Raw genomic sequence first — 17,288 nt, forward strand, 5'->3', positions numbered from 1 at the left:
CGGCCCGGGCACCGTCACACTTCGAGGTCCTGGGCGGGCTGCTCGGCGGTCAGGCTTCCCAGCAGGGCGAGCGTCTGTTCCGAGGCGCTGTCGGGGGCGGCCTGGTAGACGACCAGTTGCTGTCCGGGGGCGCTGTTGACGGTCAACGACTCGTAGTCCAGGCTGAGTTCGCCCACCAGGGGGTGCCGGAAGCGTTTGGTCTCGTGGGTCTTCTGCCGGATGTCGTGGCGGGCCCACAGCCGGCGGAACTCCGGGCTCTTCAGGGACAGTTCACCCACCGTGCGGATCAGTTGCGGGTCGTCGTGGTGGTCGGTGCCCGCCGCCGAGCGGAGGGCACCCACGGTGTTGAGCGCCACCTTCTCCCAGTCGGGATAGAACACCCGCGCGTCCGGGTCCAGGAACACCAGCCGTACGAGATCGCCGCTGTGGGCGTGTCCGGCGAACAGGGCCCGGCCCAGGGCGTTGTGGGCCAGCACGGTCATGCAGCGGCCCAGGACCACGGCCGGAGTACGGTGCCAGCCCTCCATCATCCGCAGCAGGACCGGGCTGACCCGTTCCCGGCCCGTCCGTGCGGCCCCTCGTCCGGGGACCGGTCCCGGGCGGGCCAAGTGGTGGAGATGGTCGGCCGCTTCCGGGTCCAGGTGCAGAGCCGCAGCCAGGGCCTCGACCACCTGGGCGGAGGGATGCCGCTCGCGGCCCTGCTCCAGCCGTACGTAGTAGTCGGCGCTGACGCCGGCCAGCAGCGCGACCTCTTCCCGGCGCAGCCCCGCCACCCGGCGCCGGGCCGACACCGGCAGTCCCGAGTCCTCGGGCCGTACCAGGCAACGGCGGGCGCGCAGGTAATCCCCGAGCGGGTTCGTGCTGTCCATGGATCCAACCCTAGGCACGGCACAGCCCGGGAGGGGAGATCGGAAGGTGGCCGTAGAACTCCTACGATCAGCTCTCCCCGGAGAAGAGCGGCCTGGTCAGGGCGGCGCGGGGGGCGCAGGGTCGGAGGCATGACTTCCGAACTTCGCAAGACCGATACCGAATTTCTCACCACCGACTCCGCCCGTCCCGTCCAGCCTCTGACCGGTCGCGTCGCGGTCGTGACCGGCGCCTCCAGCGGGATCGGTGCCGCCACGGCCCGGCGCCTCGCCGCCGGCGGGGCCGACGTCGCGCTCCTGGGGCGGCGCGCGGACCGGCTGACGGAGCTGGCCGAGCGGCTGCGGGCCACGGCCGCCGGCACCGTACTGCCCCTCGCCGTCGACCTGACCGACCCGGAGGCCGTGGACACCGCCGCGCGTGCCGTCGCCGCGGAACTCGGCGGGGTCGACCTCGTGGTGGCCAACGCCGGTGTGATGCTCGGCGCTCCCTTCGAGGCCGCCCGGACCGACGAGTGGGACCGCATGATCGACGTCAACCTGCGGGGTCTGCTGCACACGGCGCGCGCCTTCACCGACGGCCTGCTGGCCGCCGCGGCCCGGGGGCTCCCGGCGGATCTGGTGCACGTCGGTTCCGTGGCCGGCCACTCGCTCTATCCCAACTGGTCGGTGTACTGCGCCACCAAGTCCGCTGTCGCCCATCTGACTCGTAACCTGCGCGCCGAACTGGGGCCCCGCGGCGTCCGCGTGCGGAACGTCGAGCCCGGCGTCACCGTCACGGAACTCGGCTCGGACATGCAGGACGACGACATGCGCACCACCCTGTCCCGCATGCGCGCCGACCTGCGCCCGCTGGCCGCGGAGGACATCGCCGAAGCCATCGCCTTCTCGGTCGCCGCACCGCCGCACGTCAACATCGCCGAACTGGTCGTCGTGCCGGTCCAGCAGGGCTGATCCCCGGGGGCAGTACTCGGCGCGCCCGCGCGAACTCGAAGGCTGTGACCGCCTGTTGAGGTCGCGCGGGCCGCCGGCGAACCCGTTCATGGCCGGAACTCGCCCCTCCATGACCGAAGCCAGTCGCAGGAAGTTGAATTTTATTCGCTTACCGCCGGTAATCCCTTGCCTTCACAGGCCACTCACCCGTAAACAATTGCTCCACGAAATGCCGTGACTCTGGGGGGAGTTGGCATATGCAAGGCACCATTGACGGGTTCCGCTACGGTGCGGTGACTCCGGTGGCGGCCTATCTGATGGCCTGCCTGGGAGGGGCGCTCGGACTGCGCTGCATCGTCCGGTCCCTGCTCAACGACCAGTCCTGGAAGCCCGGTTGGCTGGCGCTCGGTGCCGCCTCGATCGGCTGCGGGATCTGGACGATGCACTTCATCGCGATGCTCGGCTTCCAGGTCCAGGAGACCGGCATCCGCTACGACGTCGGTCTCACCCTGCTCAGCCTGGCCGTGGCGATCGTCGTGGTCGGCATCGGCGTGTTCATCGTCGGCTATCTGGGCGCCGGCACGCTGACCCTGTCCGTCGCGGGTGTGATCACCGGGCTCGGCGTGGCCGCGATGCACTACCTCGGCATGGCCGCGATGGAGGTGAACGGCGACATCCAGTACGACACGTTCACCGTCGCCCTGTCGGTCGGCATCGCGATCGTCGCCGCGACCGCCGCGCTGTGGGCGGCCGTCACCATCCGCGGCTTCCTGACCAGCCTGGGCGCCAGCCTGGTCATGGGTGTGGCGGTGTCCGGCATGCACTACACGGCGATGGCCGCCGTCAGCGTCCATGTGCACGGCAGTGGCAGCGGGGCCTGGGCGGGCGACTCGCCGACCTCGTTGCTGCTCCCGATGCTGCTGGGACCGGCCGTCTTCCTGCTGCTGGCAGGCGTGGTGGTGATGTTCGACCCGCTGCTGGTGCTGGGCGACGGCGAGTGGAACAAATCGTCCTCGTCCCGCAAGGACCGCGCGGCCGGCCAGGGGAAGATTCCCACGCCGCGCAACGGCGGCACCCTGTTCGACCACACCCCGGGGACCGCGCGGTCACGGCAGGACTCCTACGCCCCCGCCCCTCCCGCGCGATCCCAGCAGGGTCCGGACGGCGGCGCGCAGCCGCAGTGGGCCCCACCGCGCGCCCGCGAGTGGTGATCCGTCAGTCCGCCCGCCGTGCCTCGAGCGCCGTGCGGTGGGTGAGCGGCTCGCGCAGGCCGAGGTGCTCGCGCAGGGTCGTACCGGTGTATTCCGTGCGGTAGACGCCCCGTTCCTGCAGTTCGGGTACGAGCAGGTCGACGATGTCGTCGAGGCGGTCGGGAATGAGGAACTGATCAGCAGCAGGGGTCGTCGAGCGCGAGGACGCCCGGTCCACGACACACACGCGGCCGACGGACGATGCGCGCCGGCCGGGGCTCAGCCACGTACGGAAGGACAGACCGCGGAAGCGGTACGGCAGTAGTCGACATGTCGGCGGATGATCAGCCGCGTGCCCGTACCGGCACCGTGCAGTGCCGTGCCAGGAACGTGCATCGCGGCCCTCCACCGGTACGGAACTTGCCGCCTCAACGTACGTCGCGGGCCCCTGACCATGTCAAGAGCGCCCGTTGACCACGAACGCGACCCGACCGCCTCGTGCACCCCCTTCCCGTACACCACTTGATCGTTGTTACGGTTCAGCGGTGTCTGACTCTTCACGCGATACCGCCGAAGGCGCCGGCTGGGGCGCCGCCGAACCAGGCGGGTACAAGCAGCTGATGCCGGCCAGGGTCGAGAAGATCTCCTGGCTGAACCCCAGGACGCTGTGGGCCGCCCGCAACGGCGTGGTGGCCTCCTGGTTCGGGGACCCCACGGGCCGTACGCGCAGCAGATGGGTGGCCCAGCGGGAGGCGGCCGGCGCGCCCGCGGACAAGGTGATCCGGCGCGAGGACCCGGACCGCTTCTCCTTCATGGTGATCGGCGACACCGGCGAGGGCGACGACCCTCAATACGCCGTCGTGCCCGGCTTTCTGAAGGTCAGTCAGGACACCAACTTCACTGTCGTCGCCAGCGATGTCATCTACCCGGTGGGCAGCGCGGACGACTACGCCACGAAGTTCTTCCGGCCCTACCAGGACTACCGGGCGCCGATCTACGCGATACCCGGCAACCACGACTGGTACGAGGATCTCGGCGCCTTCATGCGGGTCTTCTGCGCGGACGCCCCGCCCCTGACCCCCGAGCCCGCGCAACGCCCCTTCACCCGGGCCTGGTTGCGCTCGCTTCTGTGGCACCGGCCGCGCGCGAACGACGGCCAACGCCTGGACGAGGCACGGCAGTTGCGGTCGGCACCGGCCCAACAGGCCTTCCAGCCGGGCCCGTACTGGGCCATCGACGCCGGGCCCGTCCGGCTCATCGGCATCGACACGGGCCTGCTCGGCACCATCGACGCCGAACAGGGCGCCTGGCTGCGCGAGGTGTCCAAGGGACCCCGCCCGAAGATTCTGATCACCGGCTCGCCGCTGTACGTGGACGGCGAACACCACCCCTGCACGATCGAAGGCGGCGGCGGTACCGTCGACGACATCGTCCGCGACCCCGAGCACCACTACGTCGCGGCGATCGGCGGCGACATCCACAACTACCAGCGCTACCCGGTGCAGGTGCACGGCCGGACCATCCAGTACGTCGTCTCGGGCGGCGGCGGCGCGTTCATGCACGCCACCCACACCATCCCGCGCGTCGACATCGCGAACGTCACCGAGGAGGACTTCCGCTGCTATCCGCTGCGCGGTGACTCCCTCGCCTTCTACAGCAAGCTCTACGGCCGCCGCCTGCGCCTGCGCCGCTTCTTCACCCTCACCGAGGCCGAGGCGATGGCGGTCGTCGCCGAACGCCTCGGCATCGCACCGACCCGCACGCCCGGCGGGCCCGTGCGCGTCACCCGCCGCACCCGACTCGTCGCGAGCCTGCTCGGCGCGGGCGGCCGCCCCGACCGCACGTCCCGGTTCCGCCTGCCCGTGCGCAAGATCTACACACAGCTGTTCTCGCCGAGTTCGGCGACGTACAGCCCGCCCTTCTTCAAGTGCTTCCTGCGCCTGGACGTCACCCCGGAGGCGGTCCGGCTGCGCTGCTACGCGGCCACCGGCAACCGTGCCCAGGAGGTCGAGCCGCCGGTCGAGGACGAGGTGACGATTCCGCTGGCCTGATCTTGACCCGGGCGGCGGGAACAGTTCTGGGGGCGGCCGGGTTGGCACTGCCGTATTACTTGATACATCAAACAACTACGGAGGAGCCCGTGCCGCCCACCGCACGCCCCTTGCGCAAGCTCGGCTTCCTGACCATCGGCCTGTTCGACGAGGCGGACCCGCGCCGCGGCCACGAGTCCACGCTGGAGATCATCGAGCTGGGCGAACGGCTCGGCTTCGACAGCGCGTGGCTGCGCCACCGCCATCTCCAGTACGGCATCTCCTCCCCCGTCGCCGTGATGGCTGCGGCCTCGCAGCGCACCAGCCGTATCGAACTCGGCACGGCGGTCATCCCGCTCGGCTGGGAGAACCCGCTGCGTCTGGCCGAGGACCTGGCGACGGTCGACATCCTGTCCGGGGGCCGTATCAACCCGGGCGTCAGCGTGGGCCCGCCGATGCACTACGACCAGGTCAAGCAGGCGCTCTACCCGGACACGGCGGACGTCGAGGACTTCTCCTACGAGCGGGTGCGGCGGCTGCTGGACCTCGTGCGGGGCAAGAGCGCCACCGACTTCAGCGGCGTCGAGGGCTTCGAGGTGTTCTCCGACCGGGTGCAGCCGCACTCCCCCGGCCTCGGCCGCCGGCTCTGGTACGGCGGCGGCAGCCTGAGTTCGGCGCGCTGGGCCGGCGAGCACGGCATGAACTTCCTGACCAGCAGTGTCGTAAAGGCCGAAGGAGCCGATGGGGACGCGGACTTCGACTTCGCGCAGATCCAGCTGTCCCACATCCGCGCCTTTCGCGACCGGCACCCCGACGGGGAGGCGGCCCGCGTCTCGCAGGGCCTGGTCGTCATCCCCACCGACTCCGCCTCGCCCGAACAGCGGGCGAAGTACGAGGAGTTCGCGGCCAAGCGCGCCCCTCGTACGACGTCACCGCAGGGCCCGGCCCGGCTGCTGTTCGCGCCGGACATCGTCGGCACCTCCGAGGAGATCGCCGAACGCCTCCATGCGCATGCCGCGTTCCGCGAGGTGGACGAGGTGGCGTTCGCGCTGCCGTTCACCTTCGGGCACGAGGACTACGTGCAGATCCTCACCGACATGGCCACGAAGCTCGGCCCGGCGCTGGGCTGGCAGCCCGCCGCCTGAAATCACCAGCGGCCGGGCTCGGTCCCGGCCACCGGCTCCGACGGTTTGCCGTCCACGCCGACCGGGATGTCGCCCGTCAGCATCACCCGGTGCATGATCCGGGGGAAGTCCAGGTGGGCGTTGTCGCCGGGGGCGAGGTGGATCGTGGCCCGGTTGTCCCAGAAGGCCACGCTGCCCGGCTCCCAGCGGAACCGCACCGTGTACTCGGGCCGCACCGCCTGCTCCAGCAGCATGTCGAGGATCGCCCGGCTCTCCGGGCGGGAGACGTCGACGATCTGCTCGAGGTAGTAGCCGTTGACGAACAGGACCCGCTCCCCCGTCTCCGGATGCACCCGCACCAGCGGGTGCACGGAGGCGACCTGACGGTCCAGCAGATGGCGCAGGTAGGCGTCGTCGCCGGGCCGCGGCTGGTAGCCGACGCCGAGCCGGTGCTCGGCGCGCAGCCCGTCGACGAACTCCCGCACGGGCGCGGACAGTCCGGCGTACGCGGCCGCGAGGTTCGACCAGGTCGTGTCGCCTCCGTACGGCGGCACGGTCTCGGCGCGCAGGATCGTCGCGGCCGGCGGGTCGATACGGGCCCCGTGGTCGCAGTGCCAGCCGCGCAGCAGGGTGTGCCGCCGGCGCTGCAGCCACTCGTCGTGCTCCATGCCGAACTTCCCGCCCAGCTCCAGCCGGTCGGCGGTCGTCTCCACCTCGGGAAAGTCCGGCGGCGAGGCGCTGCCGCGCTTGCGCAGCACCACGGGCGCACCGAACCGCCGCGCGAACGCCACGTGCCCGGCGTGGTCCAGCCGCTGCCCGCGGAAGAACACCACCTTCCAGCGCAGCACCGCCGCCCGGATCGCGGCCACCACGGCGTCCTCGAGGTCGCCGGCCAGATCGACGCCGGTGATCTCGGCCCCGATGTGCCCGGCGACCGGTTTCACCTCGATCCCCGCGACCCGTTCGCTGCCCGCCGCCGTGCCCCAGTCCGTCGTCATACGCGCTCCGTTGATCGTCCGCACCGGCTCCACGCGAGCCGCCTTGTGAAGATCGTGACAGCGTTGGCGGGGCATGGCGACAGCGCCTCGTACGGATCCTGGCCGGCACGGGGCCCGCAGCTGCACGCGACGGCGAGTCGGGCTTCGGGGACGGCCGGCGAACGGCTCGACCGCGGACGGGACTCGGCCGTCACCGAGCGGGAGCCGGTCCCACGCACGCTCGGCTGATCAATGGGCAGGCCAGGCGCCGTGTGGTCGCCGGCGGCGTGCGGCCGGTGTCGACGGCATCGAGGAGGAGTCGTACGGCGACCTCGCCCCTCGCCCGGTGCGGCGGCGCGACGGAGGTGAGGGCGGGGGGCGGTTGCGCGGCCATGTGCTCCTGGTAGTCGTAGTCGACCACCGACAGTGCGGCGGGCACGGTGATGCCGAGCCGGGTCGCGGCGTGCAGGACGCCCGCCGCGATCGGTCCCGCTCGGCAGGGATCACGGGGTGTAGATGATGCCGTCGACGCGCCGGTCAAGGAGTTCGGCGAGCGCCGCGTCCTCCGTGGCCGGGTCGCCGCCGGGGTCGACGGTCAGGACGAGGTCCTCGCTGTCCCAGGCGGTCTCCATGGCGCCGCGCAGCAATCGGCCCGCGAAGGGTGAGGCGGCGATCTCGTCGGTGACCAGGCCGATCACGGCCGTACGGCGGGGCAGGCCGCACGCCAGGCGGTCGGGGCGGTAGCCGAGCCGGACGACGTCCCGTGACGTGGGACGCCCTGATCGCGCCGCCCGCTGCTCCACGGTGCCGCCCATGCCGTCCGCTGCCCTCGTCCCCGGCCCGTCCGGTTGATCACAGCTCACTCCATCCCCGAGGCTGGAGGTACAGCACAGTCGAGGGAAAGGTCCCACGGTGATCAGCATCCCGACGCACACGCTCAATGACGACACCAACCTCCCCGCCCTCGGCCTGGGCACCTACCCGATGAGCGAGGGGGAGGCCGAACGTGCCGTGTCCGGAGCCCTCGGCCTGGGCTACCGTCTGGTCGACACGGCAACCAACTACAGCAACGAGACGGGCGTGGGCCTCGGTCTCACCCGCAGCGGCGTCCCCCGCGAGGAGGTCGTCGTCACCACCAAGCTCCCGGGCCGCCACCACGGCTACGAGGAGACCCTCGCCTCCTTCGAGGACTCCCGCCGCCGGCTCGGCCTGGAGTACGTGGACCTGTATCTGATCCACTGGCCGCTGCCCCGCCTCGACCGGTACGTCGACTCCTGGCGGGCCATGATCAAGCTGCGGGAGGACGGCCTGGTCCGCTCCATCGGCGTCTCCAACTTCACCGCCGAGCACCTGGAGCGGCTGGAGAAGGAGACCGGGGTCCTGCCCGCCGTCAACCAGGTCGAGCTGCATCCGTTCTTCCCGCAGGACGAGCTGCGCGCCTTCCACACCGCCAAGGGCATCCTCACCGAGAGCTGGACCCCCCTGGGCCGGGGCAAGGGCCTGCTGGACGACCCGGCCGTCATCGCCGTGGCCGAGGACCTCGGGGTGACCCCCGGCCAGGTCGTCCTGCGCTGGCACACCCAGCTGGGCGCGGTGCCCATTCCCAAGTCGTCCAACCCTGAGCGGCAGCGCCAGAACCTGGACGTCTTCGGCTTCGAACTGGACCCCGCCCAGATGACGGCGGTCGCCGAGCGCACCCACCGGCGCCTCGGCGGGGACCCGGAGGTGCACGAGGAGTTCTGAGCCGCCCGCCGGGTACCCGGGGACCCACGGAAACAGGGTGCAGGGAAGGAGCCGGAGGTGGCCGAGCAGAACCGGCTGCGGGACTACCACCGCAAGCGCGACTTCGGGCGGACCCAGGAGCCACGCGGGGGATCCGCGTCGTTGGGCGAGGAACCCCGGTTCGTCGTGCAGATCCATGACGCCAGCACCATGCACTTCGACTTCCGGCTGCAGGTCGGCGACGTACTGAAGTCGTGGTCGATCCCGAAGGGCCCCTCGAACGATCCGCAGGACAAGCGGCTCGCCGTGCCCACGGAGGACCATCCGCTGGAGTACGAGGAGTTCGAGGGCGTGATCCCGCAGGGAGAGTACGGCGGCGGCACCGTGATCGTGTGGGACCACGGCACCTATGAACCGCTCAGCCACGACCGCAAGGGGCAGCCCGTCGACTTCGAGGAGTCGCTGGAACACGGTCATGCACGCTTCCGGCTCAAGGGGTCCAAGCTGCACGGCGAGTACGCGCTCACACGGTTCCGCGGCGGCAAGGACGGTGACAGCGAAGAGGCGTGGCTGCTGGTCAAGGCCGGCGGCGGGAAGTCCCGCGGCCACGGGTCACCGGATCCGCGCCGGGCCCGATCGGTGAGCAGCGGCCGTACGCTCGCCCAGGTCGCGACGGCTGCCGGGGAGCAGTGACCCGCGGTGACCGGCCTGCTGGACTCACTCCCCGACGATCAGCGCGAGCTGCTGGGCGAGGCGCGCCCGGGCGCCGAGCTCGCCGCCCGTCCGATGCTCGCCACGCTCAGTGACCGCCGGGATTTCGACGGCGACTGGATCTTCGAGCGGAAGCTGGACGGCGTACGGCTGCTGGCGGTGCGGGAGGGCGAACGGGTCACGCTGCTGTCCCGCACCGGCCGTCGCCTCAACGACACCTACCCGGAGATCGTGGCCGCGCTGGCCGCCCAGTCGTGCACGGACTTCACCGTCGACGGAGAGGTCGTCGCGTTCACACGGGGCCGCACCGACTTCGCCCGGCTCCAGCAGCGCATGGGCCTGACGCGCCGGCAGGACGTCGAGGCGAGCGGTGTCGCGGTGACGTACTACGTGTTCGACCTGCTCAGGCTGGAAGGAGCCGACCTCACGCGGCTGCCGCTGCGGACCCGCAAGTCCCTGCTGCGCCGCGCGCTGACGTACCGCTCTCCCCTACGGCTGACCTCCCACCGCAACGAAGGCGGCGCCGAGCTGCTGGCCGCCTCCTGCGCCCGCGGCTGGGAGGGTCTGATCGCCAAGCGGGCCGACGGCGACTACCAGCCGCGCCGGTCCAAAGACTGGCTGAAGCTGAAGTGCTCCCAGGGGCAGGAGTTCGTCGTCGGCGGATTCACCGAACCGGCCGGCAGCCGTGTCGGCCTCGGCGCGCTGCTCCTCGGCTACTACCAGGACGGGAAGCTGCGATACGCGGGCAAGGTCGGCACCGGCTTCGACCGGCCCACGCTGATCTCCCTGCGCGAACGGCTCGACGAACTGCGCACCTCCAGCCCGCCGTTCGAGGACCGGGTACGGGAGGCGGGCGCGCGGTGGGTGCGGCCGGAGCTGGTCGCACAGGTCGACTTCACCGAGTGGACGCGGGACGGAATGCTGCGCCACCCGCGGTACCTGGGGCTGCGGGACGACAAGAAGCCGCAGGACGTGGTGCGGGAGCGAGCGGCGGCCTGAGCGGCCGGCCGCGGCACGGGCGGTGGCCGAACTCGCCGTACGACAGGGCGGATTGACGCGTTCCGGCCCCAACTGCCCCTCCGGGCGCTTATGTTCACGGCGGTACTCGATCTTCGAACCCCGTCCGTCGTCCCTCGTCCCTTGCCCGGGAGGCCCACCGCATGCGCAACGCGCTCCGTACCGCCGTCGTCGGCACGATCGTCACCGGCACCGTCCTGACCTGCGGCACCGCCGGTGCCACACCGCCCGGTCCGGGGGTGACCGGAAAGCTGATCAGCACCACCACCATCGGGAACACCGACTACGTCGTCCGGGAGGTAACCGTCCCGCCCGGCCAGAGCACCGGCTGGCACTTCCACGACGGCCCGGTCTACGGCTTCGTCCGGCAGGGCACACTCAGCCACTACCACTCGGACTGCGCCGAGGACGGCGTCTACAAGACCGGCACCACCGTGCGCGAGCCGGGTGGGCCGAGCGATGTCCACCTCGGCCGCAACGAGGGCACCACTCCGCTGATCCTCGAAGTGCTGTACATCCTTCCGCACGGCGCGCCCTACTCCGAGGACGTCCCGAACCCGGGCTGCGACTTCCAGTGATCAGACCGGCGGCAGCGTCTGCTCGGCCCAGATGGTCTTGCCGCGGCCCGTCTGGCGGCTGCCCCAGCGCTGGGTGAGCTGGGCGACCAGCAGCAGTCCCCGGCCGCCCTCGTCGAAGGCGTGGGCCCGGCGCAGATGCGGTGAGGTGGAACTGCCGTCGGAGACCTCGCAGATGAGGCTGCGGTCGCGGATCAGCCGCAGCTGCACAGGCGGGGCGCCGTACCGGATCGCGTTGGTGACCAGTTCGCTGACGACGAGTTCGGTGACGAAGGCGGCCTCGTCCAGGCCCCAGGCGGTCAGCTGCTCGGTGGCCGCCTGGCGGGCCGCGGCCACGCGCTCGGGGTCCGGGGTGATGTCCCAGGTGGCGACCCGGTCCTCGCCCAGCGCCCGGGTGCGGGCCAGCAACAGGGCCACGTCGTCGCTGGGCTCCTCCGGCAGTACGGCCTTCAGGACCGTGTCGCACAGCGTCTCGAGGGTGTCCGCGGGCGCGGCGAGCGCGCGGCACAGTTCGGTGGTGGCGTGGTCGACGTCCCGGTCACGGTCCTCGATCAGACCGTCCGTGTACAGCGCGACGACGGAACCCTCGGGCAGTTCCAGCTCCGTCGCCTCGAAGGGCAGCCCACCGACGCCGAGCGGGGGCCCGGCCGTCATCGGTACGAGGCTCGCGGTGCCGTCGGGCAGCAGCAGGGCCGGCGGCGGATGTCCGGCCGCGGCCAGGTTGAGGCGGCGCGAGACGGGGTCGTAGACGGCGTAGAGGCAGGTGGCGCCGAGCTCGGCGGCCTCGCCGCTCTCGTCCGACGCGAGGTGGGTGACCAGGTCGTCGAGGTGGGTGAGGAGCTCGTCCGGCGGCAGGTCCACATCCGCAAGCGTGCGTACGGCCGTGCACAGGCGGCCCATGGTCGCCGAGGAGGGGATGCCGTGGCCGACCACGTCGCCGACGACCAGGGCGACGCGGCTGCCGGACAGCGGGATCACGTCGAACCAGTCGCCGCCGATACCGACCAGCGAACCGGAGGGCAGGTAGCGGTGCGCCACCTCGACCACGGCCTGCCCGGGCAGTCCCCTCGGCAGCAGGCTGTTCTGGAGGGCCAGCGCGGTGGTGCGTTCACGGGCGAAACGACGGGCGTTGTCGATGCACACGGCGGCCCGGCTGGCGACTTCCTCGGCGAGGACGGCGTCGTCGCCGCCGTAGTCGTCCGGATTGGCGATACGGACGCCGACGGCGACCCCGAGCGTGGTGCCGCGGGCCCGCAGCGGTACCGCGACCAACGAGTGCACACCTCTGCGGTGAGGGCGGCCGGCGGGGGCCCGGGCGTTGCGCTCGGCGACCCACCGCATGAAGTCCGGCTCGCCCGCCTGGCTGACGACGGCCCGCCCGCTGCGCAGCGCCTTCGCGGGCGGCGAGAACGACGGGTAGATGTCCGTCTCGCCCACGTGCACGGCGGCCTCCGGCGTGCCCTCGGTGACGGAACCGTGGGCCACGCGGCGCAGCACGACGTCCGCCTCCAGCAGCGCGGGCCGCTCCTCGGCGCCGAGGACCCAGTCGAGCAGGTCGACGCTGGCGAAGTCCGCGTAGCGGGGCACCAGGAGTTCGACGAGCTCCTCGGCGGTGCGGACCACGTCCAGGGTGGTGCCGATGCAGGCCGCCGCCTCGTTCAGCAGCGCCAGGCGCTCGCGGGCCCAGTACTGCTCGGTGCTGTCGAACGCGGCCAGGGCGACCGCGTGGACCTCGCCGGAGGCGTCCCGCAGCGGCCACATGTCGGTGGTCCAGGCGTGGTCCCGGTTCAGGGCGGGGGCCCCGGCGTAGCTCTCGTACCGGGTCGGCCGACCCGTCTCGGCCACCTGGCGGAGATGGGCCAGGAAGCCGCGGCTGTGCTCGGCGTCCTCCACACTCTCCGGGAAGTGCCGCCCCAGCAGGACCTCCTCGGGCACCCCCATGACCCGGCAGGCCACGTCGTTGAGGCGCAGATAGCGCTGCCGGGTGTCGAAGACCGACATGGACATGGCCGCCTGCTGGAAGGCCTGGCCGGCCAGCGTCGGCTCGGGGTCTCCGGGAGGCTCGGCGGTGATCATGTAGCCGGCCGGTTCACCGCCCTCGCCCAGCACTGCGCACGCCCTGAGCGCGAGCGTGACGGACGAGCCGTCGCGGTGCCGCAGGACGGCGGTGCCGTGCAGCGCCGCCACGGCCTCGCCGGGCGGCTCCTCGGCGACCAGGTCCCGCACCGCCCGGCCCACGGCCTCCTCGGCCGGGAATCCCGTCAGCCGCCGGGCGCCTTCGCTCCACCCGGTCACGATTCCCCGGGCATCGACGATCGCGGCAGCGGGGGCGTGCTCCATAGGCTTCAGGATGGTGCTTTTGTCCCACCGCTTCAACCGGATCCGGCGAAGGGGCGCGCCGTTGCCGGCCTCAGCAGCAGTCGTGTGTGGGCGCACAGCGACACGGAGCCGGTCACGAGCATGACACCGGATGCCGTCCAGGCCGCCGTACTCGAACGCACCATCGCTGCAAGCGACGCTGGACGCGGCCGGACCACCTCAGCCAGTTGTGGTCACGAGCTGCCGGGGTTCCGAGCCTCGGGTATGTGACCCGAAACGGAGGGGGTAGGGCCCTCCGCTTCGTTGACGTCACGTCCGTGACGTCACTTCTGTCGAGCCTGCAGGGCGGCCAGGGCGCGGTCGGCGTGGGTGTTCATGCGCAGTTCGCTGCGCACGACCTCGAGGATCGTGCGGTCCTGGTCTATGACGAAGGTGACCCGTCTGGTGGGCGCCAGGCTGAAGCCCCGTTTCACGCCGAACAGCTCGCGGATCGAGCCGTCGGCGTCGGACAGCAGCGGCATGCCGAGGTTGTGGCGGCCGGTGAACTCCTGCTGCTTGTCGACGGTGTCGCCGCTGATGCCCACGGGCCGGGCGCCGGCGGCGGCGAACTCGGCGGCCAGGTCGCGGAAGTGGCAGGCCTCCGCGGTGCAGCCGGCGGTCAGGGCGGCGGGGTAGAAGAAGAGCACGACCGGTCCGTCGGCGAGCAGTTCGGACAGCGTGCGGGGGGTGCCGGTCTCGTCCGGCAGTTCGAAGTCGTCGACCTTGACGCCGACGTCGATGCGCTCGGTCACGACCGTCCCTCCCCGTTCTTCGCGACGCTGCGGGCCCACAGCACGAGGGGCAGCTGCAGCGGCAGCCGCCCGATGGCCGCGGCCTTCTGCGGCGTGGGGCGGTGGCGCCAGTCGACGGCCATCTTCACGTTGGCGGGGAAGACGCCGACGAAGAACGCGGCGGCTGCGAGGGCCGCCGTCTTCCGTGTGCGGGGCAGCGCGATGCCCGCGGCGAGTGCCAGTTCCGCGGCGCCGCTGGCGTACGTCCAAGTCCGGGGCGTGCCCGGCAGCGCCTGCGGGATGGTCGCGTCGAACTGGCGTGGCGAGGCGAAGTGGGCGACACCCGCGGTGGCCAGCAGGCCGGCGAGCAGCAGGGGCGAGCGTTCGGACCGTGACACGGTTCCTCCTCTGATGACCTGCCGGGCGATGTTACCGGAGGGTAGAAGGGGGATGGCAGCGGGGCTGGGTGTTCACCGTCCGGAAAGGGCGGTCTGTGCGCGGCGGTTGTGCGTTCCGGGCGTGCAGCCGAAGGAGCGGCGGAAGACGTCGATGAAGGCGCTGGTGGAGGACCAGCCGCAGCGGTGGGCGACCGTCGTGACGGGTGTGTCGTCGGCGAGCATGCGCAGGGCGTGGTAGAGGCGGGACTGGGTGCGCCACTGCGGGAAGGTCATGCCGAACTCGCTGCGGAAGAGACGGCTGAGGGTGCGTTCGCCGGCGCCGGTCGCGGCGCCCAGGGCGGCGAGGGTGCGGGGGTCGGCGGGGTTCGTGTGGACGATCGCGCAGACGGCGGCCAGGCGGGGGTCGGTCGGGGTGGGCAGGCGCATCGGCTGCTGGGGCGAGGCGCGCAGTTGGTCGCGCAGGACGGCGAGCAGACGGCGGCGTTCGGGGCTGTCCTGGTCGGGGTCGCGGGTGTAGGTGCGGATCAGCTCGCGCAGGAGCGGGCTGACCGCGAGGACGGTCGGCGCGTCCAGGGCAAGGGGGTTGTCGCCGGCGGGCAGGCCGACCAGGTGCAGCTCGAGATGCCCGTGGGCGCGGTGGGCGTGCGCGGTTCCCGCGGGCACCCAGATGGCACGGGTTCCGGGGGCGAACCAGGTACCGGCGTCGGTGGTGACGGCCAGGACACCGGATCCCGCGTACACGATCTGGTGCTCGTCGTGCCGGTGCGCGTCGATGCGTTCTCCGGCGGCGAGGCTCCGCGCGCGGGTCGGCGCCTTCGGGGTGTGGCGGATGTTCGACACAAGTAGGCAGATTATCGAAAGCGGGCCAGGCACCGCTCCCCCGACGATCGCAGGGTGTCCACCTCTCGCAACCGCCCCATCGCCCTCCTCTCCCTGGGCCACGCCTGCGTCGACGTCTATCAGGGAGCCGTCGCCGCGCTCGTGCCGTTCTTCGTGTCCGAGCGTGCCTACACCTACGCCGCCGCCTCGGGCGTCGTCCTGGCCGCCTCCCTGCTGTCGTCGCTGGTGCAGCCGCTGTTCGGGGCGCTGACGGACCGGCGCCCGCTCCCGTGGCTGCTGCCGCTCAGCGCGCTGACCGCGGGGGCAGGTGTCGCCCTGTGCGGGCTCGGCGGCTCGTATCCGCTCACTCTGGCGGCCGTCGCCGTCTCCGGCATCGGTGTCGCGGCCTACCACCCGGAGGCGGCCCGGGCGGCCCGCGTCGCCGCGGGCGGGAGCAACACGGCGATGGGCTGGTTCTCCCTCGGCGGCAACATCGGCTTCGCACTCGCCCCGCCGCTCGTCGCCGCGGTCGTCGCCACCTGGGGCCTGCGCGCTACCCCTCTGCTGACCCTCCCTGCGGTGGCGGGGGCAATGTCGTGGGCGGCCGCAGTGCGCTCTTCGGGCAGCCGCGCCCGAGCCGACCGTGCCCCCGAGGCCACCGGCACTGACGACTGGGCATCGTTCCTGCGCCTGTCCGGCGCGATCGTCTGCCGCTCGATCGTCTTCGTCGGCCTGAGTGCCTTCATTTCGCTGCACGTGCGTGAGCGCACCGGCGACGGCGAGGCGGCCGGGGCGGCGGCGCTCTTCGTGCTGTACGTCGGCGGTGCGCTGGGCACGCTGGCGGGCGGCCGGCTTGCCGACCGGTACGGGCGTGTCACGGTGGTGCGCCGGTCGTACGTCCTGACGGTCCTGGCCGTCGCGGGCGTGGTCCTCGTCCCCGGCCCGGTGGTCTACCTGTTCGTCGCCCTCACCTCGGCCGGCCTGTACGTCCCCTTCGCTCTGCACATCACGCTCGGCCAGGATTTTCTGCCCCGGCGAATGGGCACCGCGAGTGGCGTGACGCTGGGGCTGACGGTGAGCGTGGGCGGGCTGGCCGCCCCTGCCGTCGGAGCGCTGGCCGACGCGACCTCACTGCAGACCGCCCTGGTCCCCCTGATCGCGCTGCCCGCTCTGGGCCGGCTCCTGCTGTGCGGTCTTCGCGAGCCGATGCCGCCGGTGGAGCCGACGTCAGTGCGGGGGACGCCCGGCCGTCGCCGCCGCGAGACCTCGCCCTAGGTCAGACGGTGCCCGCCCGCGCGACCGGCTGCTCCTCCGGCTCCTCGTCGATGGCGTAGGCGAGGAAGTCGTCGACCATGCGGTGAAAGAGCGTGGCGAGCTGGCCCAGTTCCTCGGGCGACCAGTCGGACAGGGCCAGCTGCATCCCGCGGGCACCGGCGTCGCGGATGCGGTCTATGGCCTGCCGGCCGGCCTCGGTGAGCTGGATGCGCTGGGCGCGGCGGTCGTCGGGGTCGGGGACGCGGGTGACGTAACCGGACTTCTGCAGCTGCTGCACGGTGCGTGTGATGTGGGAGGCCTCCACCCCCAGTTGGACGGCCAGCTCCCCGGGACGCAGCGGCTCCGAGTCGGCGACCTGTCGCAGCAGCGCCACCGCGGCGCGGTCCAGCGGGACGCCGGCCAGGGCCATCAGCCGGTCGTGCTGGCGGGCGCGCGTGCTCAGGTAGGTGATGCGGGTCAGCGCACGCTCGATCTCGGTCACCTCCTCGGACGCGGGAGTGACGGGGACGTCGGGGAGCGGTGGTGTGGCCATGCGACCCACTTTACCATCTTGTTGCGTAACTCA

Annotated in this window: 16 protein-coding genes and 2 pseudogenes; 9 read left to right on the plus strand and 9 right to left on the minus strand. The window is 71.9% G+C overall.

The window, feature by feature from the left end; all coding sequences use genetic code 11:
- Positions 1-14: 14 nt before the first annotated feature.
- Entirely contained in the window at positions 15-869 is an 855-nt protein-coding gene (locus ABZ880_RS31020) for a helix-turn-helix transcriptional regulator (protein ID WP_361269363.1), read from the minus strand.
- Between the two features lie 129 nt (positions 870-998).
- On the opposite strand from ABZ880_RS31020, the gene ABZ880_RS31025 reads away from it, so the two are divergent.
- On the plus strand, positions 999-1,817 hold the full coding sequence (locus ABZ880_RS31025; RefSeq protein ID WP_361269366.1) for an SDR family oxidoreductase: 819 nt from the start codon (positions 999-1,001) through the stop codon (positions 1,815-1,817).
- Between the two features lie 236 nt (positions 1,818-2,053).
- Positions 2,054-3,007 (plus strand): MHYT domain-containing protein, encoded by a 954-nt coding sequence (locus ABZ880_RS31030; protein ID WP_361269368.1) that lies wholly within the window; start codon positions 2,054-2,056, stop codon positions 3,005-3,007.
- Between the two features lie 4 nt (positions 3,008-3,011).
- Here ABZ880_RS31030 and ABZ880_RS31035 read toward each other — a convergent pair.
- A pseudogene (locus ABZ880_RS31035) lies at positions 3,012-3,176 on the minus strand (F420-dependent methylene-tetrahydromethanopterin reductase); the annotation flags it as partial.
- A gap of 355 nt (positions 3,177-3,531) precedes the next feature.
- Between ABZ880_RS31035 and ABZ880_RS31040 the strand changes: the two are divergent.
- Together ABZ880_RS31040 and ABZ880_RS31045 are read left to right on the plus strand one after the other, a co-directional pair.
- Positions 3,532-5,037, plus strand: a complete 1,506-nt coding sequence (locus tag ABZ880_RS31040; RefSeq protein WP_361269371.1) for a metallophosphoesterase — start codon at positions 3,532-3,534, stop codon at positions 5,035-5,037.
- Between the two features lie 89 nt (positions 5,038-5,126).
- The gene (locus tag ABZ880_RS31045) at positions 5,127-6,161 is read left to right on the plus strand and encodes an LLM class flavin-dependent oxidoreductase (RefSeq protein ID WP_361269373.1); all 1,035 of its coding nucleotides are present in this window, start codon (positions 5,127-5,129) and stop codon (positions 6,159-6,161) included.
- A 2-nt stretch (positions 6,162-6,163) separates the two neighbouring features.
- Here the strand turns inward: ABZ880_RS31045 and ABZ880_RS31050 are convergent, their stop codons facing one another.
- Together ABZ880_RS31050 and ABZ880_RS31055 are read right to left on the minus strand one after the other, a co-directional pair.
- The gene (locus ABZ880_RS31050; protein WP_361269375.1) at positions 6,164-7,138 is read right to left on the minus strand and encodes a TauD/TfdA family dioxygenase; all 975 of its coding nucleotides are present in this window, start codon (positions 7,136-7,138) and stop codon (positions 6,164-6,166) included.
- Positions 7,139-7,328: 190 nt separating this feature from the next.
- A pseudogene (locus tag ABZ880_RS31055) lies at positions 7,329-7,932 on the minus strand (substrate-binding domain-containing protein).
- Positions 7,933-8,029: 97 nt separating this feature from the next.
- Here ABZ880_RS31055 and ABZ880_RS31060 point away from each other — a divergent pair.
- The 4 genes from ABZ880_RS31060 to ABZ880_RS31075 all read left to right on the plus strand — a co-directional run bounded on the left by ABZ880_RS31060 (position 8,030) and on the right by ABZ880_RS31075 (position 11,145).
- Positions 8,030-8,860 carry an aldo/keto reductase gene (locus ABZ880_RS31060; RefSeq protein WP_361269377.1) on the plus strand — a complete coding sequence of 277 codons (831 nt, stop codon included), beginning with the start codon at positions 8,030-8,032 and terminating at the stop codon, positions 8,858-8,860.
- A gap of 57 nt (positions 8,861-8,917) precedes the next feature.
- Positions 8,918-9,532, plus strand: a complete 615-nt coding sequence (locus ABZ880_RS31065) for a DNA polymerase ligase N-terminal domain-containing protein (protein ID WP_361269380.1) — start codon at positions 8,918-8,920, stop codon at positions 9,530-9,532.
- A 6-nt stretch (positions 9,533-9,538) separates the two neighbouring features.
- Positions 9,539-10,549, plus strand: coding sequence for a non-homologous end-joining DNA ligase (ligD, locus tag ABZ880_RS31070; RefSeq protein ID WP_361269384.1), 1,011 nt, complete (start codon positions 9,539-9,541; stop codon positions 10,547-10,549).
- Positions 10,550-10,710: 161 nt separating this feature from the next.
- Positions 10,711-11,145: a cupin domain-containing protein gene (locus tag ABZ880_RS31075; protein WP_361269387.1), complete on the plus strand. Its 435-nt coding sequence runs from the start codon at positions 10,711-10,713 to the stop codon at positions 11,143-11,145.
- On the opposite strand, the gene ABZ880_RS31080 is transcribed toward ABZ880_RS31075, so the two are convergent.
- The 4 genes from ABZ880_RS31080 to ABZ880_RS31095 all read right to left on the minus strand — a co-directional run bounded on the left by ABZ880_RS31080 (position 11,146) and on the right by ABZ880_RS31095 (position 15,469).
- Positions 11,146-13,482, minus strand: coding sequence for a SpoIIE family protein phosphatase (locus ABZ880_RS31080; protein WP_361269389.1), 2,337 nt, complete (start codon positions 13,480-13,482; stop codon positions 11,146-11,148).
- 302 nt (positions 13,483-13,784) lie between these two features.
- A complete protein-coding gene (locus tag ABZ880_RS31085; RefSeq protein WP_361269392.1) occupies positions 13,785-14,252 on the minus strand; it encodes a peroxiredoxin in 468 nt (155 codons plus the stop codon).
- Positions 14,249-14,629 carry a DoxX family protein gene (locus ABZ880_RS31090; protein ID WP_361269394.1) on the minus strand — a complete coding sequence of 127 codons (381 nt, stop codon included), beginning with the start codon at positions 14,627-14,629 and terminating at the stop codon, positions 14,249-14,251. The genes ABZ880_RS31085 and ABZ880_RS31090 overlap by 4 nt, the downstream gene beginning before the upstream one ends.
- A gap of 72 nt (positions 14,630-14,701) precedes the next feature.
- Positions 14,702-15,469, minus strand: a complete 768-nt coding sequence (locus tag ABZ880_RS31095; RefSeq protein ID WP_361269397.1) for a helix-turn-helix transcriptional regulator — start codon at positions 15,467-15,469, stop codon at positions 14,702-14,704.
- A 54-nt stretch (positions 15,470-15,523) separates the two neighbouring features.
- Here ABZ880_RS31095 and ABZ880_RS31100 point away from each other — a divergent pair, with 54 nt between their 5' ends.
- On the plus strand, positions 15,524-16,723 hold the full coding sequence (locus ABZ880_RS31100; RefSeq protein WP_361269400.1) for an MFS transporter: 1,200 nt from the start codon (positions 15,524-15,526) through the stop codon (positions 16,721-16,723).
- A 1-nt stretch (position 16,724) separates the two neighbouring features.
- Here the strand turns inward: ABZ880_RS31100 and ABZ880_RS31105 are convergent, their stop codons facing one another.
- Complete coding sequence (locus tag ABZ880_RS31105; protein ID WP_361269403.1) at positions 16,725-17,255, minus strand: MarR family transcriptional regulator; 531 nt, start codon at positions 17,253-17,255, stop codon at positions 16,725-16,727.
- Positions 17,256-17,288 lie beyond the last annotated feature (33 nt).

This window comes from Streptomyces sp. NPDC047043 (assembly GCF_040644055.1).
Classification (GTDB): Bacteria; Actinomycetota; Actinomycetes; order Streptomycetales; family Streptomycetaceae; genus Streptomyces.